This is a genomic window from Desulfovulcanus ferrireducens, from assembly GCF_018704065.1.
GTDB lineage: Bacteria > Desulfobacterota > Desulfovibrionia > Desulfovibrionales > Desulfonatronovibrionaceae > Desulfovulcanus > Desulfovulcanus ferrireducens.
The window spans coordinates 62,884-86,363 of sequence record NZ_JAGUQP010000003.1; the positions used below are offsets into that span (position 1 = coordinate 62,884).

Genomic DNA, 23,480 nt, shown 5'->3' on the forward strand with positions numbered 1-23,480 from the left:
ACGTATCATTAGTCAAGAAAAAAATAAATTTTCTGTCTCCCGACTTGACGTTGAAAAAGCTATTCTTATTCTTTTCTTGACAAGTGATTTCTAGTTTGTTGAGTTTACCTGTCTTTTTTTTAAGTATAAATTTCAAGAATATTTAGCTATGAACAACAAAATTCATATTGTTTATGGAAATCTTACCGAGGCAAACGTGGAGGCCATTGTTAATGCAGCCAATTCGCGCCTGGCTGGAGGTGGAGGCGTGGACGGGGCCATCCACCGGGCAGCCGGGCCAGAGCTTCTTCGGGCCTGCCAAAAAATCGTGGCTGAAAAGGGATACCTTCCCCCGGGCCAGGCGGTAATTACTCCGGGCTTTAATCTCCCGGCCAAATATGTTATTCACACTGTTGGCCCTATCTGGCACGGAGGGCAAGGTAGAGAGGAAAAGGTCCTGGACCAGGCTTATGCTTCCTGCCTTGAACTGGCCAGCGCACATGGGGTAAAAACTATTGCCTTCCCGGCCATTAGTTGTGGAACCTATGGCTTCCCCATGCAACTTGCCATCCCCATTGCCATAAACAGGTGCATAAAAGGGCTTGAACAAGGACTGGTTCAAGAAATTTATTTTTATTTATACTCAAAGGAGAGTTATGAGCTTTGGGATGAAATGGTGGATGAGTTGATGGGTTAATGAGGCAAAGATTAAAAGCAATATTTAGTTTATTACCCCATTAACCCATCAACCCATTTACTCATTTACTCAATTCAAGGAGCTAAAAATTGGATATGACTATTAAAGGAACAACAATTCTAGCGGTTAAGGATGATCATGGCCTGGCCATGGCCGGTGATGGACAGGTTACTCTTGGTCAGGGCGTGATCATGAAACACACTGCGAGAAAAGTCAGGCGATTATATAAAGACCGGGTTGTGGCTGGATTTGCCGGGGCCACGGCTGATGCCTTTACTCTTTTTGAACGTTTTGAAGCCAAGCTGGAAGAATTTAGGGGCAATCTTGTCCGAGCCAGTGTGGAGATGGCCAAAGACTGGCGGACAGACAAGTTCCTGCGTCGCCTGGAAGCCATGCTTGTTGTGGGCAACATCGAGAATCTCTTGATTATCAGCGGCGCCGGTGACGTCATAGAACCGGATGACGGCATTGTGGCCATAGGCTCAGGCGGCCCCTATGCCCTCGCAGCAGCCAGGGCCTTGAAACAAAATACCAACCTTTCCACCAGAGAAATTGTTTTAAAAGCCATGCATATAGCCGCTACCATTTGTGTGTACACGAATGACAATTTTGTAGTAGAAACCTTAGGGGAGACGGGAAGCTAAGAAATTAAGGTATGAGGAGTTATTGTTCAACAACAATTAAAACTAAAACTTGCATAAATCAGGATATTCTATGAGTACAACTTTGACCCCAAGAGAAATCGTTTCCGAACTCGATAGATATGTTATTGGTCAACGAGAGGCCAAAAAAATGGTGGCCATTGCCTTGCGCAACAGATGGCGCAGACAAAAGCTCGATCCGGAGCTGAGGGATGAAATAGCACCTAAAAATATAATTATGATCGGCCCGACCGGGGTGGGCAAAACAGAAATTGCCCGTCGCCTGGCCAAACTGGCCGGGTCGCCTTTTTTTAAGGTAGAGGCGACAAAATTCACAGAAGTTGGCTATGTAGGCCGTGACGTAGAGTCCATGGTTCGCGATTTAATGGAGATTGGCGTGAGCATGGTTCGGGAGGAGGAAATCAAGCGCGTCAAGGTCAAGGCCGAAGCCAATGCTGAAGAAAGGCTACTGGATCTTCTTTTGCCAATAAAAAAAACTCCCTCTGAGTTTGGTACTGGTGAAGTAGAATCCACACATGATTCCACCAGGGAGAAGCTGCGCAAATTGTGGCGTGAAGGCAAACTTGATGACCGTTTTGTTGAGGTCAGTGTCAAGGCACAGGGCCCACATGTCGAGATCATGGCTATGCCAGGCTTGGAAGATATGGAAATGCAGTTTCGGGATATGTTTAGCCGCATTTTCCCCAAACGCAAGAAAACCAAAAAGGTCAGGGTCAAGCAGGCCTATGAACTTTTGGTACAGGAGGAGAGCGAACGTTTAGTGGACATGGACAAGGTCATAGAGATTGCCAAAGAAAGGGTTGAGCAGAGCGGAATTATCTTTATTGACGAGATCGACAAGATTTGCGGCGGCAGCGGCCAGACCAAGGCAGATGTCTCCAGGGAAGGAGTACAGAGAGACCTATTACCTGTGGTAGAAGGATGCGTGGTCAACACCAAATACGGCATGATCCGCACAGACCATATCCTGTTTATTGCTGCTGGTGCATTCCATTATTCCAAGCCTTCGGATCTGGTACCTGAACTGCAGGGAAGATTCCCTTTGCGCGTGGAATTAAAAGCCCTGACCAAAGATGATTTTTACCGTATTTTAACTGAGCCACAAAATGCCCTGACCAAACAGTACAAGGCACTTCTTGCCACAGAAGGGATAGAGATCGAGTTTACAGACAGCGCACTAAAGGAAATCTCTGCCTTTGCCCAAAAGATAAACGATGAAACTGAGAACATAGGCGCCAGAAGGCTTTATACAATCATGGAGAAAATCTTGTCTGATCTTTCTTTTGAAGCGCCAGAGAGGCGGGGAGAAAAGGTGGTCATTGATGAGGCCTATGTGCGCGAACAGCTCAAGGATGTGCAAGAAGACAGGGATCTGTCCAGGTATATTTTATAAGGATTTAAGAAAGAAGTTGAGAAGTTTGGGAGATAAGAAGTTTGGTGAATTAATTGCCAGACTTTCTCAACTTCCTATCTTCCCATCTTCTTAACTTCCTCCTGATAATAACGCGCAGCAAAAGGGAACTATCTATAAAACACTTTCGGCTCCGGTTCAAAAATTTGGCCGGTAAAAAATTTTTAACTTTTGTCAAAAAATTGCCAAAAAATGCTTGCTTTTTTTTGAAGTCATCTATATAGGTCACACTCATTGTTGGCGTCAGGTTTTTAGGATTTAAGAACTTTGTAAAAGGAGGAAGATTTTTATGAAACGTTTTGCACTGCTGGCACTGATTGCTGCTTTTATTCTGGGCACAGTTGCCACTGCTTCTGCTGTAGACATCAAAGCCAAGGGTTCTTGGCGGGTCGTAGGTCTTTGGTCTGACAACAAAGACTTCACTAATCAAGACGGTGAAGACGACTTCATGGCCAAGCAAAGAGCAAGAACTACCTTTGAGTTCGTTGCTAGCGAAAATCTTAAAGCAGTAGCTCAGTTCCAGTTTATCGATGGTAAATGGGGTGATAGTGGCGTTCAAGTAGGCGATACATTTACTACAGTAACCCGTCAGCTGTACTTGAGCTTCAATCTGCCTGAAACTGCTATCAACATCAAGGCTGGATATCAGGGTATAGCCACTCCTTCTGCTGTTGGATACTATGCTCCATTAGATAGCCGTGTTGGTGGCGTTGTTGTAAACGGTCCTGTTAACGATATGGTAGGCTTGACTGTTGGATGGTTCAGGGCAAAGGACCTCAATGCTAGCGAAACCACAGACTACAGCTCACAGGATGAAGTAGATCTGCTTTATGCAGCCTTGCCTGTAAATGCCGATGCTCTGAGTGTAACTCCTTGGGCTTTGTACGCTATAATGGGAGATGACACCGGAACTACAGGTTCCATGACCGTTACTAAAGATGCCTCTGCTTACTGGTTGGGTGTTGCTGTAAAAGCAGACATGTTTGATCCAATCGTTGTTGCTGCAGATTTGATCTATGGTGACTTTAATGATGATCTTGCTGCCAATGATCAGGCTGGTTGGGCATTCGCCGTTGCAGTAGATTACAAGATGGATACTATGACTCCTGAAGTATTCTTTGCCTATGCTACAGGCAATGACGATGATGCAACTGATGGTAGCGAGACTATCCCCAATATCGCTTCTGACGCATACTTGACCACCATGTATTTTGATGCCTCTTCATTGGGTGCTGGCATTGCCAATACAGATGTTGCCGGTTTGTGGGCTCTTGGCCTCAAACTCAAAGGCCTCTCTTTTGTAGATGGCGTAACTCACAACTTTTCTATCATGTACGCCAAGGGTACTACCGACAAGAATTACTTAAACACCACTGGTGCTGACCAAGCAACATTGACAGAAAAAGACAGCCTCGTGGAAGTAACCCTCAACTCAAAGTATATGATCTACGAACAACTGGCCGCTATAGTTGAGCTTGGTTATGCAAAAGCCAACTATGATGAAAATCTGGGTACACGTGGCAACGACTATAAAGACGAAGCTGCTTGGAGCCTCGCTGTTGGCTTGAAGTACGACTTCTAGTCTAGACTTATAATAACAACCCTGACGCCATTATAAGGCCGGAAAGGTAAAAGCCTTTCCGGCCTTTTTTATGAACTCGTTTTGCAGGGTGGATTTTGACTAAAGGGGGTTGAACCTTATTTTTGATTTTTTTGTTAAACTTTGTAACCATAAATACTTATTTTGTATTTTAGCTATTGAGACAGCGATTTTAACCCAATGGGAGAGATTGCCACGGGCAGCTTCGCTGCCCTCGCAATGACAATCTCGCCCCCCTGTCATTGCGAGTGTAACGAAGCAATCTCAAAGTTTAAACTGCAAAAAAAATCGCTCAATTTTGGATTGAACAAGACAACTATAGAATAATTCCAATTCCAGGAGAAGCATCACACATCCTAAAGCTAAAGCTTGAATTCATCAAAAGAGTTGCATAACAAAGCTATTGATTCACTATCCTGTATCGATAAAACCTTCCATATAACTCAATAAACTCATTACCAACAAAATGAAAATCCTACTTTTTTACCCACGCTGCCTTAATGAAAGGGTGACAGACCAAGATCACCTGGTTGTGCCCATCGGGCTTTACTCCATTGCAGCCCTGCTTATTGAAAAAGGATATGAGGTTGAAATCATCAATTGCTATGATTTCGACCCAAGCCCTGAAAACCTGAGGGCTCTGTTCCTCCAGAAAAAACCGGATGTGATTGGCTGTTCAGTGTATAATGCCAACAGATGGGGGGCCTTGGATATTGCCAGGATAGCCAAAGAAATTTTGCCGGATTCATTTGTGGTTTTTGGCGGGGTGGCTGCCACTTTTATGTGGAAGCATTTTTTAAAACATTTTGATTTTGTGGACGCCATAGTCCTGGGTGAAGGCGAATACACTTTTTTAAACCTGCTCAAGGAACTGGAAAAAGGTAAAAAAGGAGACATTTCAAGGGTCAAGGGACTAGGACTGCGTAAAGATGGCCAGATTACGAACACTGGAGAAGCTGAATTCATACAGGATCTGGATAAATTACCCATCCCGGCAAAATATTTCACTTACAACCATTTGTCGCTAAGCCGTGGCTGTCCTGGAAATTGTTCGTTTTGCGCTTCACCAAGATTCTGGAAACGTAAAGTCCGTTTTCACTCGGCTGATTACTTTGTTGAAGAACTGGAACTTCTAACTCGAAAAGGGGTTAATTTTTTTTACATTTCCGATGACACCTTTACCCTGAAAAAATCATTGATCATTGAAGTTTGCCAAAAAATTTTAGCCAGGAACCTGGACATTACCTGGGTGGCCATTTCCAGGGTGGATCGCATCGACGAAGAAGTACTCTATTGGATGCGCAAGGCCGGCTGCATTCAAATAAGTTTTGGGGTGGAAAGTGGCTCTGAAAAAATACGTCAAAGGCTGAACAAAAAATTCACCACAGAACAAATCGTAAAGGCCTTTGAGTTAACCAGGTCTTATGGTATTTTGCCCCGCGCCTATTTCATCTATGGCTCACCAGGAGAAACCAGGCAGACCATCCAGGAAAGCATAAACCTGATGCAAAAGATAAAACCCCTGAGCGCTGTATTTTATGTTTTGCATCTGTTTCCAGGCACGTCACTCTTTGATGAATACAGCCATAAATTTAGACTGGGCGACAAGGTTTGGCTGGAGAAGAGAGAAGATTTTCTTTATTTTGAGCTCGATCAAAAAATAAAAGAAAAGGACATACTCAAATTTGGAAAATCATTGCGCTCAAACTTCTACACAAGCCTTCCCAGGTTTGCCCTGGAAATCGAGTTGAAGGAAATCAAAGAGTTTTATCCCCTGTATGCGGATTTTTATTCCCGACTGGCCATGACCTTCAGTCATGGTGACTATGCCCGAATAGAAACCATTCCCGATAAAGACCAGGTGGCACAAGAGTTATATGCCAAATCCCTAACCTATTCTCCCAACAGCCGAGCTTATCTTGGCCTTGGAATTCTGGCCCAGAAAAGAGGTGACTACCTGGATTCTGTCAATATTCTCAAGCAAGGGGTGACATATTTTCCAAACAATGATATGTTGAATATATGTCTGGGAATAAGCTTCATGAATCTGGGTCAGTATGATCAGGCTCTGAAGCATTTTCTCCCCTTTGAACACAACCCACAGGCATTGGCCAATATTGTTGCCTGCTACCATGCCCTGAAGGATTATCAGCGCAGGGATGAATACCAGAGACGACTGGAAGGCAGATAGGAAGATGAGAAGATGGGAGGATGGGAAGCTGAACGACCACGGACTTTCAATTTCCCCCTTATTCACCAACCTTCTTATCTCCTTAACTTCTCAGCTTCTTAACAGAAGCTTCTCAACTTATACACTTAAGGAACTACGTGAAAGATCTCCTTTACCCCGGTCTTGATGTCGGCTCAGGCACGGCCAAGATCATTGTCCTGAACGCCAGAGGCAGAATTATCCACGAACGCTATAAACCCACCCACGGCCAGCCCCTGAAAATGGCTTCCGAATTCCTTGTGGAACTGGAAAAATCCTTTGCTGAAGAGAATTTCGCCACCCTTGTCTGCACCGGCAGTGCCGGCAAATCAATTGCCAGGCTCCTGGGAGTTGAGTTTATAAATGAAGTCATTGCTCATACCAGGGCAGTTGAGTTCTTTTTCCCCCGGGCAAGGACAATTATTGATATTGGAGGAGAGGATTCCAAGCTGGTTTTGTTAGGACGACAGAGAAAGGGGAAAAGACTTTATATTGAAGACTTTGCCTTAAATACCCTCTGTGCAGCCGGGACCGGGGCCTTTCTGGACCAGCAGGCAGCACGGCTTGGTTATTTAATAGAGGATTTTTCCAGCCAGGCACTAAAAGCCGAAAGGATACCAGCGCTAGCCGGGCGGTGCACGGTATTTGCCAAGTCAGACATGATCCACCTCCAGCAAATGGCAGTTCCTGACTACGAAATAATCGCCGGCTTATGCTTTGCCATCATCCGCAACTTAAAGAGTAACCTGGCCCGTGGTAAGGATATCCTCCCACCAGTAGTCTTTCAGGGAGGGGTAGCAGCCAACCTGGGAGTGAGGCGGGCAATAAAGGAAATCTTCTCTCTAAAAGAAGGAGAGCTGATTATCCCTGAACACTTCGCCACCATGGGCGCAATTGGCGCGGCCATCTTCTCCCGGGAAGAAGGCAAAAGAGATAATCAGTGGCTGCAAAAAAGATCCCTTCTAAAAAAGGGGCCAGTAGAGACCGAGCGCTTGCCATCCCTTTCTGTCGGTATAAGCAGAAGCAGAAAAAATGTTTCTCTCGACCACCCATCCTCGATTCACACCTTTTTAGGAATAGATGTGGGTTCTGTCAGTACGAAAATAGCGGCTGTAACCCTGGGAGATAATAGTGATGGATTTCAGGTCATTGCCAAAACCTACTTGCCCACCTCGGGCCGTCCTCTCCAGGCTATTAAAAAGGCTTTGGCAGACATCGCCAAACAGATGAAACCAGGAACCGTGGTCGCTGGTGTAGGATGCACGGGCTCAGGGCGCTATCTTTGTGCGGATTTTGTGGGGGCAGATGTTGTACGCAACGAGATCACTGCCCAGGCCAAAGCAGCTCTGACCTTAGATCAGGATGTGGATACGATAATTGAAATCGGAGGCCAGGATTCCAAGTTTATCTCACTTCAGAATGGTGTGGTTCTGGACTTTACGATGAACAAAGCCTGTGCCGCGGGAACAGGTTCTTTCCTTGAAGAACAAGCTGTCCGCCTTGGAATAAATATAGAAGATTTTGGCGATCTGGCCATGAAAAGCCGGGCCCCTGTCAAAATGATGGAGAGGTGCACAGTCTTTATGCAGTCGGATCTGGTCCACTACCAGCAACAGGGAGTAACCAGGGAAGATCTGGCCGGAGGATTATGTTACGCCATCGTCTATAATTACTTGAACAAGGTAATGGAAAAGAGAAAGGCCGGGGAAAAAGTGTTCTTTCAGGGAGGAACGGCCAAAAATAAAGGTATTGTTTCTGCTTTCTCCAGGGTCTTGCAAAAAAAGGTTATCGTGCCGAAATATTGTGAAGTAACCGGCGCAATTGGAGCTGCCCTTTTAGCTGCTGATGAGAAGATACCGCGCACCAAATTTAAAGGCTTTGAGCTAAGCGAGCTGGATTATTCTGTTTCTACTTTTGAGTGCTCTGGCTGTGTCAACAATTGTCAGATCCAGAAGTTGGTCACGGCCGACAAGGATACCTTTTTCTACGGAGCCCGCTGCGAAAAATACGAGCAAGCAAGGCAATCTAAGGCCGCTCTTCCTGACCTTATAGCGGCCAGGAATGAATACCTAACCCGGTGGCAGATAAAAAACCAGGACAAGGAAAAAATCGGTATTCCAAGAGCACTGGTCTTTATGGAGTGGCTTCCTTTTTTTGGAGTTCTTTTCCAGGAACTGGGTTTTGACGTGGAAATCTCTGATCATTCCAACGGTGAGCTCATACAGCAGGGAACAGGAGTCGTGGTCACTGAAACCTGTTTTCCGATCAAGCTGGCCCATGGACATCTTTTAAATCTCATCCACAAAAAAGGAGTAAAAAACATTTTTCTTCCCCAGATCGCTGACCTCTGCCAGGCAAACCCTGCGGGGACAGAAACAGAAGGATCAGGGCAGACATGCCCATTGATTCAAAGTCTACCGTGGATAGCTCCCTCCTCTATTGACTTCAAGGCCAGCGGGACGAGACTTATTCAGCCTATACTGCGCCCCGGGCGTTCGGCTCACTTTAAAAAAGGTTTTAAATCCCTGGCAAAAGAATTGGATGTCAGCTGGAGGGAGATGAATCGAGCCCTGGACATGGCTTGGAGTGCCCAGAGAGAGTTTTGGGGGGCTCTTATAAAAAAAGGAAAAAAAATCCTGGATGAGAGAGAAGGAGAAGACCTCCTTATTCTGGTTGGCAGGCCCTATAATGCCTTTGATCCGGGATCCAGCCTCCACCTCTCGCAAAAGCTGTCCCGCATCGGGGCCCTTGCCCTGCCCATGGACTTTCTTCCCCTTGAAATAAATGACCCCGATATCTACTGGGGATATGGCCAGAAGATACTGGCCGCAGCCAGGTTCATAAGCTCCAGCAGGAGGCTGTTCCCTATATACGTGACCAATTTTGCCTGTGGTCCTGACTCTTTTATCTTTCCCTTTTTTAAAAAGGCCATCGGTGATAGGCCCTGCCTTGAATTAGAGATTGACGAACACAGCGCAGATGCCGGGATTATGACCAGAATCGAGGCCTTCTGGGACAGCCTGAAAATGAGGAAAAGAAAAAACTATTCCCTGACCAAGGACAGGAAACCTGCTCAATCAAAAATAAAAAAAGGTCTTTCTGAAAGAACACTTTTTATCCCCTATATGTCAGATCACGCTCTGGTCCTGGCGGCCAGCTTTCGGAGCTTTGGGATAAAGGCCCAGGCCCTGCCTCCTTCAGACGACGAGACCCTCCGGCTCGGCCGGGAGGTGACATCCGGCAAGGAATGTCTGCCACTCGTGCTCACTCTTGGAGATATGCTGAAGCTCCTGCAAAAGACCTGTTTAAAGGAAAACCAGATAGCCTTTTTTATGCCCACCACCACAGGCCCCTGCCGGTTTGGACTTTACAACAAGCTACAAAGACAGATCATAAATGAACTGGGGTTCAAGAATGTTGACATCTTTTCTCCCGATCAAAGCGCAGCATATGGTGATTTTGACCAGATAAGCGGAAAATTTTCACGCCTGGCGTGGCAAGGGATTATGGCTGTTGATGTGTTGCAGAAGCTCTATAGTGAATTCAAACCTTACCTGCTCTCACGCGAAAAGGGGGAGCAACTCTATAGATCTTTCCTGGGAAAAATAGGACGGGCAGTGGAAAAAAAAGGGGACATCCTCCACTTGATGAAGGATGCATGGGAAGAGTTTTCCCGGCTTCCCTACCGGGCCAATCCCAGACCAGTGGTAGGAGTAATCGGAGAGATTTATGTTCGTTCTAACCAGGCGGCGAATAGTAACCTGTTTAACACTCTGGAAAATCTGGGACTGGAGGTCTGGACGCCATTTATGGGCGAATGGCTCAACTACGTGAACTTCACATCCAGGCGCTGGGCATGGCGTGAGAGGCAGTGGAAAAGACTTTTCAAGCTGCTGGTAGAACATTTAATACAGAAAAGGGATGAAGAGCGGTTTTTCTCCCTCGTGAAGAGACTTCGCTCCATGCCTGAACCGGATACTTCAACACTGATCAATTGGGCTAAAGATTACATCCACCCGGAATTTGAAGGAGAAGCTATTTTGAGCGTGGGTAAGACCGTGGATTACATACGCAAAAAGGCAGCTGGAGTGATTAATGCCATGCCCTTTTCCTGTATGCCGGGAAGTATAGTGGATGCTGTATTAAAGAGGCTCAGGCAAGATTACGCAAAATTTCCTGCCCTCACCCTTTCTTTTGACGGTCAAAGGCAGACAAACATCCTGACCAGACTGGAAGCGTTTGTATATCAGGTAAAGCAATACAGGCGCATTCCATCTTCTCCGCCCAAACAAACTTTTCCTGGTCGTCATTCGTAAGGATCAAATAAGGGTAAGATGTTAAGTAGTTGAGCTGTTAAGTTAGTTGAGTAAGTGTTGAAAACCTTATCCCATTGGCATTTAGCATCTAGCACTTCCTCCCCTCTTCTTTAATCTTAGAAAACAGCCACCCCTCCAATAAATCCTTGGACCAAACTTGCATCGCAATGCTGTGAGCCGCAGGGTCAAGAGTTTAATAATCCAGGTCTCTTCTTTTTGACTCCCGACTCTCGACTCTTAGACTCTTGACTCAAAATGTTAGCCCGTTACTTGACAATATGATATTTGATTCATAATGTGACGTTTCGTTCATAATTTGAACACACATTCTAGGTTTCCAACTCAAAAAATTTCATGGCCCTCATTTACGAATCCCGCCAAAGGCGGGATTCGTAAATGAAATACAACCTAAGTTGAGCGATTTTTTTTCAGTCCAAACTTTGAGATTGCTTCGCTCCATTTTGCTTAATCTCGCAATGACAGGTGCGAAATCGTCATTGCGAGGGCAGCGAAGCTGCCCGTGGCAATCTCACCGAAAATCACTCAACTTTGGTACAGTTTACCGGACGCACCTCACAATTTTGGACAAAATCTATAAAAGTGATACGGGAGTTCATCAGGAATGGAAGAAAAAAAACTTACCAGACGTGAAAGGGAAAAGATGCGCCATCGCAGCGAAATACTAGAAGTGGCTCTCGATCTCTTTTCCAGCAAAGGCTATCATAATGTCTCTATGCATGAGATTGCCAAAACTGCTGAATTCGCTGTGGGCACTTTGTATAAATTCTTTAAAAACAAAGAAGATGTCTACAAAGCCCTTATTTTTGAGATTGCCGATCAATTTCATTCGGCTATTGATGAAGTGTTTCAGGGAACAAAAGACGAATATACCAAAATCATGGACTATATCCGGGTCAAAGGAAAGGTATTCATGTCCAATGCAAAAGCGATCCGACTTTATTTCGCTGAAACCAGTGGAGTTAAATTTAATCTTAAAGCTACACTAAGTACGGAACTCCAAGAACGCTACGAAACTTTTCTGAATCAGTTAAGTGAAGTTTTTGCCAAGGGAATTGAGAAAGGAATTTTCCGTGCTGCTAATCCTTATTATCTTGCCCTCTCTCTGGAAGGAATTGTAAACAATTTTCTTTTTTGCTGGCTTGAAGACCACGAAAAACATCCCTTCGAGGAAAATATCGCTGAAATTGAAAAAATCTTCTTTCAGTCTGTATTGACTGTAAAACATGAAGGGTGAGGAGATACGCGCAATGATTAGATGTTTACAGAAAATTTTGCTGACCATGTTGCTTATTTTTGTAACAGTGTTCAGCACCAACACAGGAAAGGCCGAACAGAAAGAAGATACCATTACCCTTGAAGAGGCCATCCAAGAAGCGCTCTCCAATAACACACTCATCCGGGAAGCCATAGAAAATCAACACGCAAGCTTAGAAGCACAAAAAAGCGCCAGGGCTGATCTCTTTCCAAAATTATCTGTTTCCTATGCTTACACCCATTTAAACGATGCTCCTTATTCCAAAACAGGTCCGACAAAGGTGTATGTTGGAAAAAATGACAACTTTTCCTGGGATCTAACACTTACCCAGCCTGTTTTCACCGGCTTTGCACTGGTGACCAAACAAAAAATTGCTGCCCTTGGGATTAACTTACGCAAAATTGAAAAAGAGCAGGCCATACAGGATATCGCCAAACAAGTTAAGGTGGCCTATTTTCAAATCTTACTGGCCCGCAAGTTTTTAGAGGTGGCCCAGGAAGAAGTTAACCAATTGAAGGCCCATGTACACGATGCAAAACACTTCTATGACCAAGGTATGATCCCCTATAATGACCTCTTAAAATCCCAAGTTGCTTTGGCAAATGCCCGGCAAAAACAAGTCAGGGCAGCGAGTAATCTGGAAATGGCCATCGCCACCTTAAATACCTTGCTCAGGCGAAATATTAACCAAAAAACACGCATTGAGGACCCACCGGCCTTGCCCCATGAAATCAACGGCCTTCCAGAACTCTTTAAGCAGGCCCTTCGCAACCGACCCGAACTCAGGCAACTGGAGATAGCATTAAGGGAGGCTGATTTGAGGATACAGATGGCCAAAAGTGCTGATTATCCACAAGTTGCTCTTATCGGACGCTATGAGCAAACAGGTGATGACCCATTGGCAACCAATAATGATTTTAGCAACAGCCACAACTTAAGTGTTGGTGTCCAACTCTCCTGGTCTTTTTTTGAATGGGGCAAAACCCGCTCAGAGGTCCAAAAGACCATTTACCAGAAAAAGGCCCTGCAGGAAAAAGTTGAAGGTATCAAGGAGAGTATCCTTTTAGAAGTGAAAAACGCCTATCAAAAGGTAAAAGTAGCTAAAGAAAATATCTTTACTGCGAAAGAGGCCCTTTCCCAGGCCAAAGAAAATTTACGCATCACCAACCTGCAATATCAGCAGCAGATTACCACATCCACTGAAGTACTTGATGCGCGGACCTACCTTACCCAGGCCGAGGTAAACTACTACTCAGCTCTCTATGGTTATAGAGTGGCTAGGGCTGAACTTAAACGGGCAGTTGGAGAAAAATAAAAAGGAGAAAGGCAGATGGGAGAGCAAAAAAAGGCCAGCAATAAAACCGCATGGATTATAGGATGTTTAATCCTGATATTTCTAGCGATAACAGTATTTAATTTCCTTGGACTCAGAAAAAAGGATGATTCTTTAGCGCCAAAGGAAGAAAAAGTACCGGTTCAAGTTGATACAGTCAAAAAAGGAGAATTGGACTGGTTTTTGGATGTCACAGGCGACCTAAAACCCTTTCAGGTTGTAGATGTCCATCCCAAGGTCGCAGGCAGGATCATAGAAAAGATACTTGTAGAAAAGGGCGACTGGGTCAAGAAAGGACAACTTTTGGCAGTTCTGGAAAAAGATACGGTCAAAGCCCGGGTAAACCGGGCCCGGGCAGAGGTGGAGGTAGCGCAAACAAACCTGGAAGTGCTGCAAAAAGATTACCGCCGCATAAAAAATCTCTTCCGGGAACATGCCGCGCCAAAACAAAAACTGGATCATATCCAGGCCGAGCTTAAAGCAGCTAAAGCCAGGTTAAAGCAAGCCGGGGCTGTTTTGAAAGAGCTTCAAATCCTTTATCGCAACCATAATATTTATGCCCCGTGTAAGGGAGTAGTGACTGCCCGTTATGTCGACCCTGGAAATCTTTCAGATACAGAAATACCTGTTTTGCGTATCTCCAACGAAAAAATCCTCAAGGTGGAGACCTCCATTCCTGAAAGAGATTTCCCCTTTGTGCGCAAAGGCATGGAGGTCACCTTCCATACTGATGCCTATCCGGAAAAAGCCTTTTCCGGGCAGATAGCCATTGTTTCTCCCACGCTAAATCCAAAGAGCCGCACCGCAAACATTGAAATACATATCCCTAACAATGATCTTACCTTACGCTCAGGCATGTTTGCCCATGTAAGGTTATATTTTGGCAAAAAAAAGGCCCTCATTATAAGTCGGGATGCCTTAAACAAGGTGCCTGGCACAGGTAATTATTATGTTTATGTGATCAAAGGACAAAAGGCTTACTTACGAAACATTCAAACAGGGCTCAAGCAGGGCAACCGCGTCCAGGTCATTTCAGGACTGCATGAGGGAGAGCAAATAGTGGTCAAAGGCCAAAACAGGTTAAAAGACGGCGTGCTTGTGGAGGTTAAGGAGAAAAGAGATGAAACTAACTGAGTTTTCCGTCAAACAGCCAATAGCTACTTTGATGCTTCTTCTGGCCTTTATCCTAATCGGTGCTGTTTCCCTATCCAAGCTCAGCATCGATATGTTCCCCGATATTGAACCTCCGGTTGTTTCCATTCTCACCACCTGGCCCGGGGCAAGCGCCTCTGACGTAGAGACAGAGGTGACCCAAAAAATTGAAGATCAGGTAAATGCGGTCAATAATCTGGACAGCCTGACATCCAAATCCCTGGATAACCTTTCCGTAATTTCCTGCAAATTTGAATGGGGAACAAACCTGGATACAGCTACCAATGACATACGAGACAAACTGGAACTGGCCAAAAGGGATCTGCCAGATGATGTTGAGCCGCCCATGCTCTTTAAATTCAGTAGCGCCACCGCCCCGATCCTTTTTATGACTGTCAGCGCAAATAAGACATGGCCCAGATTGTACCATTTAGTGGATAAATATATCTCGGACGAGCTAAAGCGCGTTCCCGGTGTTGGAGCTATTCAGCTCTATGGGGGCTTGCGCCGCAGGATAAATATCTATTTTGACCTCAACAAAATCGAAGGATACCGTCTATCCATACCCAGGATCAATCAGATACTGGCTGCTGAAAACCTGAACGTTCCTTCCGGGAATATCAAGTCCGGCTTCCGCGAATATTTCGTGCGCGTTCCAGCGCGATACAAGGATGTGGAAGAAATTAAGAATACGATTATTGGTTTTTACGATGGAAAACCTATTTATCTGCGCGACGTGGCCAAAGTTGAAGATGGTTATAAACCGCAGGAGTTAAACGGTTGGGGTGACGGTAAAAACGCCATTGTCCTTCTCCTGCAAAAACAGAGTGGGAAAAATACAGTAGAAGTTATTCAAAGGGTTAAGGACAAACTTAAACAACTCCGCAAAAACTTGCCTTCCGATGTAAAAATCAACATTGTCCTGGACAATTCAGAAAACATACTACTTAGCGTCAAAAACCTGCGTAGCACTCTTTTGTGGGGTGTTTTCTTTGTCATCATGGTCACCCTGCTTCTCTTACGTCAGGTAAGGCCAGCTTTCATTATTGCCCTGGCCATTCCTTTCTCACTGATCACCTCTTTTATATTTCTCTATCTCTTTGGCTACACCATAAACCTGATTTCTCTCATGTCCCTGGCCATTGCCTCGGGCATGGTCGTGGATAACGGCGTTGTGGTCCTGGAAAATATCATCCGTCATCTGGAACGTGGTTCATCTCCTGTACAGGCTGCCATTAGCGGAGCGTCAGAAATGGGCATGGCTATTACAGCCTCGAGCATGACCACTGTAGTAGTCTTTGTTCCGCTAATGTTCCTCACTGGACTGGCCGGCATCATTTTTAAACAGCTTGGCTTTGTCATCGTGATTACCATCTTGGCCTCGCTTTTTACTGCCCTGACCATGACACCCATGCTCTGTTCAAAATGGGTCAAAAAAGGCATCCCGGAGAAAAAAGGTCGAAAAAAAATCTTGGGGCGCCTTTACAATTTAAGTGAAAGTTGGTTCAATACCCTGGAAAAAGCATATGCGAGTCTTCTTGCCTGGGCATTAGAACACCGCAAAACTGTCTTTTTGCTAGCCGTATCTATTTTTATCAGTAGTCTTTCCCTGGTCCCCTACCTTTCTACTTCTTTTATGCCTGAAACAGATACAGGAGATATTAGTATTGATTTTCGCCTGGCCGAAGGAACGCGCATTGAAGAGACCAACCGGGTCGTGGAAGAAATCCTGCAAAACATTGATGAGGTGGTAAAACCAGATGAATTTCGTCACTCCTATGCCTTTGATGGTCAATCTGAGCAGGGCAAAGGCGTGGCCTTAGGTATGGATGAAGGTCCAAATGTGGGCCAAATCGGGTTCAAGCTGGTAGATCGGGACCAAAGAACCAGGAGTGCCAAAGAAATTGCGGCCCTTCTCAGGGAGCGAGTCCAGAAAATACCAGGAATTACGCGGATCAAGGTGACGGCCCAGGACCCCATTACAGCCATTCTCATGGGCAGAGGCAAACCGGTTTCACTGGAACTTCAAGGGGCTGACTTAAACGAGCTCATTGCCTTTGCAGACAAGTTAAAGGCAAGTCTGCAAAATATCCCGGGCCTGGTGGATGTGTCCATAAGCCAAAAGGACCCGCGACCCGAACTATGGGTAATCATCGACCGGGCAAAAGCATCCTCGCTGGGGCTGAATGTGGCCTCTATTGCCACTGTCTTAAGGAACTATTTTTACGGAAAACAAGCAACCAGCTTTCGCGATAGCGGTGATAATTTTGATATTTTTACCCGGCTGGACAAAGAGAATAAAGACAACCTGGATCACTTGCTAAGAGCCCCCATTTTTACTCCTGATGGACGCATGGTTCGCTTGCGCAATGTGGTCAGAATCAAAGAAGGAAGTGGTCCAATTGAAATTGAGCGCAAAAACCGCCAAAAAATCGTAAAAGTCGAGGCAGACCTCTTCAAACGTTCCCTGGGCGAAGCAGTAACTGACATTAAAAAGGCCATAGACAAGATGGGAATTCCTTCTGGAATCTCCTTAAGTTTCGGGGGTGATATTGAGGAACAGGCCAAAGCATTCCATGATTTGACTGCACTTCTGGTTCTGGGAATCATATTAGTTTATATGGTCATGGCCTCTCTTTTTGGAAACCTGCGAGACCCCTTGATCATCATGTTTTCTGTCCCCTTTGCCTTTAGCGGAGTTTTTTATGCATTTTACTTATTTGACGTCACTTTAGGAATTATCTCTTTTATGGGTATCATCATGCTTTTAGGGATCGTGGTCAATAATGCCATTGTGCTTCTTGATTACACCCATCTTTTGCAAAAAAAAGGCAAAAATCTTTTTGAAGCCGTCACCCAGGCAGGCCAGAGTCGCTTAAGGCCTGTGCTTATGACCACGCTGACCACCTTTTTTGGCATGCTGCCCATGGCCATATCCAAAAGCGTGGGTGCAGAGGTATGGAATCCGCTGGGAATAACCATGCTTGGAGGACTTTTACTTTCTACCCTGGTCACCCTGGTGCTGGTACCTACCATTTATTATCAACTGGAACTCAGGAAAAAAAGTCTTGGTTTCTGAAATGCATTGCAAACGGCTTGGGTAACCCAATCTTGAACTTTGCTTGCGGGAAAACAGAGCATCGGGATGAATGGGCTAAATATTTTGCGATATTGACCATAACTATCGATAATAAAAAAGAATATTTGTTTACCTAAAATATCCCATTATGCTCTGTCCGCAAGCAAGTTTTAGATGGGTCCAAGTCTTTGTACCAGCATGAAAGAAATCAAGACTAGAATAAACCATGGAAATTAAGTTTATAAAAAGGTTTGGCTACAAGCTCTTATACGATGTTTTTGCAATTTAATGAAAACTGATATCTTAAACCTACTTTTCTCCTTTTCCTTCTTTGCCATCCTTGGATGGATATTGGAGGTCTCCTATCGTTCTTTGCGGGACAGACGATTTGTCAACCCTGGTCTCTTAAAAGGACCTTACCTCCTTCTATACGGCATAAGCATATTGGCACTTATGGGTGCTGTTTACCTGTTACAGAACTCCAATTTAATACTTAAAACTTTCGTCTATTTTACAATTACAACTGGACTTGAACTGGCCTCCGGATTCATTGCACAACACCTTTTTCAGACCCGTCTTTGGGACTATTCAGATCAGCGTTTTAATTATAAAGGCCACATCTGCCTTAAATTTTCAATTTACTGGATATTATTGGCCTTTGCCTTTGAATATCTCATCTTGCCCCCATATCAAGGTTTTCTCGCCTATCTTTCACCAGGCGTCAAAGTCCTTTTTTCCGGTGTGACGATTTCAATAATGTTTGTGGACTTCTTGATGGTTTTAAGTAAAAAGTTATTAGACATGGAAGTAGATGAAGAAAGCTTAAGAACAGAATTTACAAACCTGGCCAGGCCCCTGCTTGAAGACCCCAGAGTACTCAAACTTTCAAAATACCCGCATCATAGGGGCAAAACACGGCTTACACATGTAAAAGAGGTGGCTTATTTGAGCTTTCTCTGGGGCAAACGGCTTTCCCTGGACTGTAATTCAATTGTCCGCGGCGCCCTGCTCCACGATCTCTTCTACTACGATTGGCTGCGTGAAGGTCCAAGACTACACGGTTTCAGGCACCATAATATTGCTCTCAAAAATGCGCGTAAAATAGCCAGCCTCTCCAAAAAAGAAGAGGATATCATCAAAAAACATATGTGGCCACTGACCATTGTGCCTCCGCGTTATATGGAATCGTTCATTGTTTCTTTGATAGATACATTTTGCTCTCTAAGAGATTATACAAGGATAAAAAATAACGAAAACGCTAAGCTGGCTTCTGTTTGCGCTAGTTTGAAGGCTGGAAAGAAAAATGACAAAAACCCCTAATAAGATATATTTTGCCGGAATAGATATAGGCTCCACAACAGCCAAGGTGACCATCTTCGATAAAGAGGACGACCTGGTTTTTTGGCGTTACCGTCGCCATCAGGCCAAAGCCATAGAAACGGTTCGAGACATTTTCAATGAAGCCATCCTGGAGTTGGGCGACGTGGAACTCGACTTGGCAGTTACCGGCTCTGCCGGGATGGGAGTAGCCGAAGTCTTTGGTCTGCCTTTTGTTCAAGAAGTTGTGGCCTCTGCATACTTTATAGAAAAGTTCTATCCTGAAGTCAGGACATTTATTGAGATCGGTGGGGAAGACTCCAAAATCATCTTCTTTGACGATCATTTCCGTCCTGACATCCGGATGAATGGCAGTTGTGCCGGAGGAACTGGAGCCTTCATCGATCAAATGGCTGTGCTTTTGGATGTTGGAGGTAGAGAACTAAATGCCCTGGCTAAAAAATCCACCAATATTTATCCTATCGCCTCCCGATGCGGCGTCTTTGCCAAGACCGATATCCAGTCCATGTTAAGCCGTCACGTATCCAAGGAAGATATTGCTGCCTCTATATTTCATGCAGTTGCCCTGCAGGTACTCACTGCACTGTCCAGAGGACGGGAGATAAAAAAGAAGATACTTTTCGGAGGCGGCCCCCTTACTTTTTACTCAAAACTTCGTAGAGCCTTTATCGACATACTGGATATCAAAAGTGACTCAGAGTTGGTTATTTCTGACCATTGCGAACTCCTCCCCGCCATGGGGGCGGCCATGATCCGAAACGGCAAACCTTTCCTGGCTAAGGTTAGTAATATTTTATCAGTGCCTGAGAATGGAGTCGCCCGGCAAACAAACAACGACACAAAAAGGCTGCCTCCCCTGTTTGAAAGCAAGGCCGAATTTGAGACATGGCAAGAAAAACATGCACAGGCCATGATTCCCAGGGTTAATCCAGCAGTTCTAGAGGAAAAAAATCTTTTTTTGGGTGTTGATTCCGGCTCAACAACCACAAAAATTGTCCTTATTGATGAGGAAGGGAAACTGGCCCTTGGTTATTACAACGCCAACAATGGTGACCCCATCCAAGCGGTAAAAGAAGGGTTGGGTAAGCTTAAGAAAAGATTTGCAGCGCTCGGCTTTTCTCCCCGTATAGTTCGAACAGCTGTCACCGGTTATGGCGAAGACCTTATAAAAGCTGCCTTTGGATTAGATGACGGCGTGATTGAGACCATGGCCCATTACCGTGCAGCGCGACAGTTTGAACCAAATGTCTCTTTTATTTTGGATATCGGCGGACAGGATATGAAAGCGATCTATATTCATAATCTCGCTGTGGCGGAAATCCAGGTCAACGAAGCCTGCTCCTCAGGATGTGGTTCCTTTATTGAAACCTTTGCCCGCTCGCTGGGATACAATGTTCAGGAATTTGCCAAAATCGCATGTGAAATGAATTCGCCCTTTGACCTGGGAACTCGCTGCACAGTCTTCATGAACTCCAAAGTAAAGCAAGCCCTTAGAGAGGGGGCAACTGTCTCTGATATTTCAACCGGACTGGCTTACTCAGTCATCAAGAATGCACTGTACAAAGTACTCAAACTAAAAAATATTGATGTTCTGGGAAACAAAATAGTTGTCCAGGGAGGAACTTTCCGCAACGCAGCTGTATTACGCGCCTTGGAGCTATCGCTTAACAAGGACGTGATCAGGCCTGACATTTCAGAATTAATGGGTGCCTACGGTGCAGCCCTGACAGCCATAGTAAATTACCAGGACAAGCAGAGTAAACCTGCTGCCTTTACCCCTATTTGGAATCAGGAGCTAAAAACTGATTTTTCCAAAAAGGAGATCCACTGCAACGGTTGCGAGAACAAGTGCGCAGTTTTGAAGCTTACCTTTGCTAATAGAAACTGTTTTTATACTGGGAACCGGTGTGAGCGGTATTTTAGCAACAATCCTGATGTCCAGCAAAAGGGGAATAATCTTGTTGACGAACAGACAATACTCCTATTTGACAGAAATAAAGAGCCGGAAAAGGAGCCGATTCTCACCTATGGCCTTCCCCGCTGCTTAAACATGTATGAAAACTTTCCTTTCTGGTGTGCTTTTTTGACCACGTGTGGATTCAGGGTGGTTCTCTCCTCTCCCTCTAACTTCAACCTCTACGAAAAAGGCGCTTGCACGGTCATGTCAGAAAACATCTGTTTTCCTGCCAAGCTCGCCCACGGCCACATTTTCGACCTTGTTGAAAAAAAAGTGGACAGGATATTTTACCCCACAGTGGTCTGTGAACAAGAGGAATATGAGGATGTTTTGAACACTTATAACTGCCCGGTGGTTACAGGATATCCTGATCTCTTAAAAAGCGCTGTCAACCCTAAACAAAAATTTGGGATTCCACTGGATAGCCCAGCTATCAGCTTTAAGGACTCAAAGCTTTTAAGGGACCAGCTCTATCTCTTCTTTAAGCTGTTTGGAATAGATTACTGGACGATATCCAGGGCTGTGGAAAAAGGACATACAGCACAAAAGAATTACAAGGGGAGACTTAGAGCCCGGGCAAAAGCTTTGATAGCCAAAGCAGAAGAACAGGGAAAAACAATAGTGGTCCTTGCTGGTCGACCTTATCACCAAGACCCGCTGATCAACCACGGTATCCCCCAACTGCTGGCCGAACAAGGTGTGGATGTTATCAGCGAAAATGCCCTTCCTTTAGCCCCAGAGCAGGTCTTCCTGGATGATATCAATGTCCTCACCCAGTGGAGTTATACGAACAGGCTGTACGCTGCAGCCAAGTGGGTAACTCAAACTCCCAATGCCCAATTGGTTCAGCTAACATCCTTTGGCTGCGGTCCGGATGCCATTGCTACTGATGAGGTCGGAGAAATCTTACGTGGCTGCGGAAAGATATATACTCTGCTCAAGATGGATGAAATCACCAACCTGGGTGCTGTCAAAATCAGGTTGCGCTCAATGCTGGAGACAGTAAAGGAGAATGCTGAGAGGGTCCAAAGAAAAGATAAAAAAAGAAAAATTGCTCGAACCTTAACACCCAAAGACAAAGAATGGACCCTGATTGCCCCTTTTTTTTCTCCCTTCTATTCACCTCTGATCCCGTCTGCTTTCAGACCACTTGGTTATCGGGTTGAAGTGCTCCCGCCCCAGGATAAGGCCTCGGTTGAATTAGGCCTTAAAACTATCAACAACGACATGTGCTATCCCTCTATCCTTGTTGCGGGCGACATTATCAAGGCTTTCCAATCAGGGTTATACGATCCTGAAAAGACCGCTGTTATTCTGACCCAGACCGGCGGTCAATGTCGTGCATCTTCTTATGTACCTCTTATCAAAAAAGGACTGAACACAGCCGGTCTGGATACGGTTCCGGTAATCAGCATATCTTATGGGGGTGTCAATTCTCAGCCGGATTTTGAGATTGATGAAAAGGGGCTGGTCAAACGGTTGGCCCTGGGAGTTATCTTCGCTGATCCCCTGGCCCAAATGTATCTATCCACCGTGCCCAGAGAAAAGAATCCCGGGGCATCTAAAGCCCTTCACAGCAAATATCTTTCAAAAATGGAAACAGGGATTGAGAATGCTGATTACTATTATCTTTTAAATCTTCTTAAAAAGGCCATTGCGGACTTTAACAGGGTTGAAATCAAAAAGGAACACGTTCCCAAAATCGGAGTCGTGGGCGAAATTTTCGTCAAATACAACTTTTTTTCCAATGGAAATATCATCGAGTGGCTTTCCAACCAGGGTGTGGAAGTAATTCTTCCCCCCTTGCAGAGCTTTTTTGCCCAAAAATTTATCAACGAAGCATATGCCCATAAGGCCCTGTTTAAACACTCTTTGATTGACTACATCAAAACCAGGATGCTTGAAATTTATACAAATTTCTACCTTGGTCAAATAAAGCGGGTCATGCAAGGTTTTCGTTTTTACCGGAAGTCTCATGACCTAAGAAAACTCTCTGAAATCACTAGCGAAGTAGTCAGTCTAGCCAATCAGTTCGGCGAGGGCTGGCTTTTGGCAGCCGAAATGATCGCCATGCTTGGAGATGGAATCAGTAACATTGTTTGCTTGCAACCATTCGGCTGTATTTCCAACCACATTACCGGAAGGGGAATGGAAAACAAACTCAGGGAGATGTATCCTCAGCTGAATCTGCTTTCTCTCGATATGGACGCAGGGGCAAGCGAAGTCAATATATTAAATCGACTCCATTTTATGGTTATGAGAGCACGGGAACAGATAAATTGTGAGGCAAAAACACCAGTCGGGCCAAAAGCTACCCGGCGCTTTAGCATTCCCAGGCCATGGCCGCGCGAACTAAATGTTTTTTACAATTATGTGTCACTGGATGTTGAAAAATGGAAGTCATGGGTGTCCGGCTTGGAACTGTGGGAAAAAACGCGTAACATCAGGTTCAGAATTGGTAGGTAACCATT

The 23,480-nt window shown here is 45.1% G+C and carries 12 protein-coding genes; all 12 read left to right on the plus strand.

Going from position 1 to position 23,480, the window contains the following annotated elements:
* Window positions 1–148: 148 nt before the first annotated feature.
* The 12 genes from KFV02_RS02045 (at window position 149) to KFV02_RS02100 (ending at window position 23,475) form a co-directional block, all read left to right on the plus strand.
* Window positions 149–676 carry an O-acetyl-ADP-ribose deacetylase gene (locus KFV02_RS02045; RefSeq protein ID WP_252379870.1) on the plus strand — a complete coding sequence of 176 codons (528 nt, stop codon included), beginning with the start codon at window positions 149–151 and terminating at the stop codon, window positions 674–676.
* A gap of 95 nt (window positions 677–771) precedes the next feature.
* Window positions 772–1,320: an ATP-dependent protease subunit HslV gene (gene hslV / locus KFV02_RS02050; RefSeq protein ID WP_252379871.1), complete on the plus strand. Its 549-nt coding sequence runs from the start codon at window positions 772–774 to the stop codon at window positions 1,318–1,320.
* 70 nt (window positions 1,321–1,390) lie between these two features.
* Window positions 1,391–2,731, plus strand: coding sequence for an ATP-dependent protease ATPase subunit HslU (gene hslU, locus KFV02_RS02055; protein WP_252379872.1), 1,341 nt, complete (start codon window positions 1,391–1,393; stop codon window positions 2,729–2,731).
* Window positions 2,732–3,038: 307 nt separating this feature from the next.
* Window positions 3,039–4,331, plus strand: coding sequence for an outer membrane homotrimeric porin (locus KFV02_RS02060; protein ID WP_252379873.1), 1,293 nt, complete (start codon window positions 3,039–3,041; stop codon window positions 4,329–4,331).
* Window positions 4,332–4,815: 484 nt separating this feature from the next.
* Window positions 4,816–6,540, plus strand: a complete 1,725-nt coding sequence (locus KFV02_RS02065) for a B12-binding domain-containing radical SAM protein (RefSeq protein WP_252379874.1) — start codon at window positions 4,816–4,818, stop codon at window positions 6,538–6,540.
* 137 nt (window positions 6,541–6,677) lie between these two features.
* Window positions 6,678–10,874 (plus strand): acyl-CoA dehydratase activase, encoded by a 4,197-nt coding sequence (locus KFV02_RS02070; RefSeq protein ID WP_252379875.1) that lies wholly within the window; start codon window positions 6,678–6,680, stop codon window positions 10,872–10,874.
* Between the two features lie 622 nt (window positions 10,875–11,496).
* Window positions 11,497–12,129, plus strand: a complete 633-nt coding sequence (locus KFV02_RS02075) for a TetR/AcrR family transcriptional regulator (protein ID WP_252379876.1) — start codon at window positions 11,497–11,499, stop codon at window positions 12,127–12,129.
* A gap of 13 nt (window positions 12,130–12,142) precedes the next feature.
* Entirely contained in the window at window positions 12,143–13,465 is a 1,323-nt protein-coding gene (locus KFV02_RS02080; protein WP_252379877.1) for a TolC family protein, read from the plus strand.
* Window positions 13,466–13,480: 15 nt separating this feature from the next.
* On the plus strand, window positions 13,481–14,617 hold the full coding sequence (locus tag KFV02_RS02085; protein WP_252379878.1) for an efflux RND transporter periplasmic adaptor subunit: 1,137 nt from the start codon (window positions 13,481–13,483) through the stop codon (window positions 14,615–14,617).
* Complete coding sequence (locus KFV02_RS02090) at window positions 14,604–17,714, plus strand: efflux RND transporter permease subunit (RefSeq protein WP_252379879.1); 3,111 nt, start codon at window positions 14,604–14,606, stop codon at window positions 17,712–17,714. The genes KFV02_RS02085 and KFV02_RS02090 overlap by 14 nt, the downstream gene beginning before the upstream one ends.
* Window positions 17,715–18,002: 288 nt before the next feature.
* Window positions 18,003–19,034 (plus strand): putative ABC transporter permease, encoded by a 1,032-nt coding sequence (locus tag KFV02_RS02095; RefSeq protein ID WP_252379880.1) that lies wholly within the window; start codon window positions 18,003–18,005, stop codon window positions 19,032–19,034.
* The gene (locus KFV02_RS02100; RefSeq protein WP_252379881.1) at window positions 19,018–23,475 is read left to right on the plus strand and encodes an acyl-CoA dehydratase activase; all 4,458 of its coding nucleotides are present in this window, start codon (window positions 19,018–19,020) and stop codon (window positions 23,473–23,475) included. Before KFV02_RS02095 ends, KFV02_RS02100 begins: the two co-directional genes overlap by 17 nt.
* The last annotated feature ends 5 nt before the right edge of the window (window positions 23,476–23,480 follow it).

Coding starts and splice junctions, on each gene's coding strand:
- hslV (WP_252379871.1), top strand. CDS start 772: ATGACTATTAAAGGAACAACAATTCTAGCGGTTAAGGATGATCATGGC.
- KFV02_RS02045 (WP_252379870.1), top strand. CDS start 149: ATGAACAACAAAATTCATATTGTTTATGGAAATCTTACCGAGGCAAAC.
- KFV02_RS02065 (WP_252379874.1), top strand. CDS start 4,816: ATGAAAATCCTACTTTTTTACCCACGCTGCCTTAATGAAAGGGTGACA.
- KFV02_RS02095 (WP_252379880.1), top strand. CDS start 18,003: ATGAAAACTGATATCTTAAACCTACTTTTCTCCTTTTCCTTCTTTGCC.
- KFV02_RS02075 (WP_252379876.1), top strand. CDS start 11,497: ATGGAAGAAAAAAAACTTACCAGACGTGAAAGGGAAAAGATGCGCCAT.
- KFV02_RS02085 (WP_252379878.1), top strand. CDS start 13,481: ATGGGAGAGCAAAAAAAGGCCAGCAATAAAACCGCATGGATTATAGGA.
- hslU (WP_252379872.1), top strand. CDS start 1,391: ATGAGTACAACTTTGACCCCAAGAGAAATCGTTTCCGAACTCGATAGA.
- KFV02_RS02060 (WP_252379873.1), top strand. CDS start 3,039: ATGAAACGTTTTGCACTGCTGGCACTGATTGCTGCTTTTATTCTGGGC.
- KFV02_RS02100 (WP_252379881.1), top strand. CDS start 19,018: ATGACAAAAACCCCTAATAAGATATATTTTGCCGGAATAGATATAGGC.
- KFV02_RS02090 (WP_252379879.1), top strand. CDS start 14,604: ATGAAACTAACTGAGTTTTCCGTCAAACAGCCAATAGCTACTTTGATG.
- KFV02_RS02080 (WP_252379877.1), top strand. CDS start 12,143: ATGATTAGATGTTTACAGAAAATTTTGCTGACCATGTTGCTTATTTTT.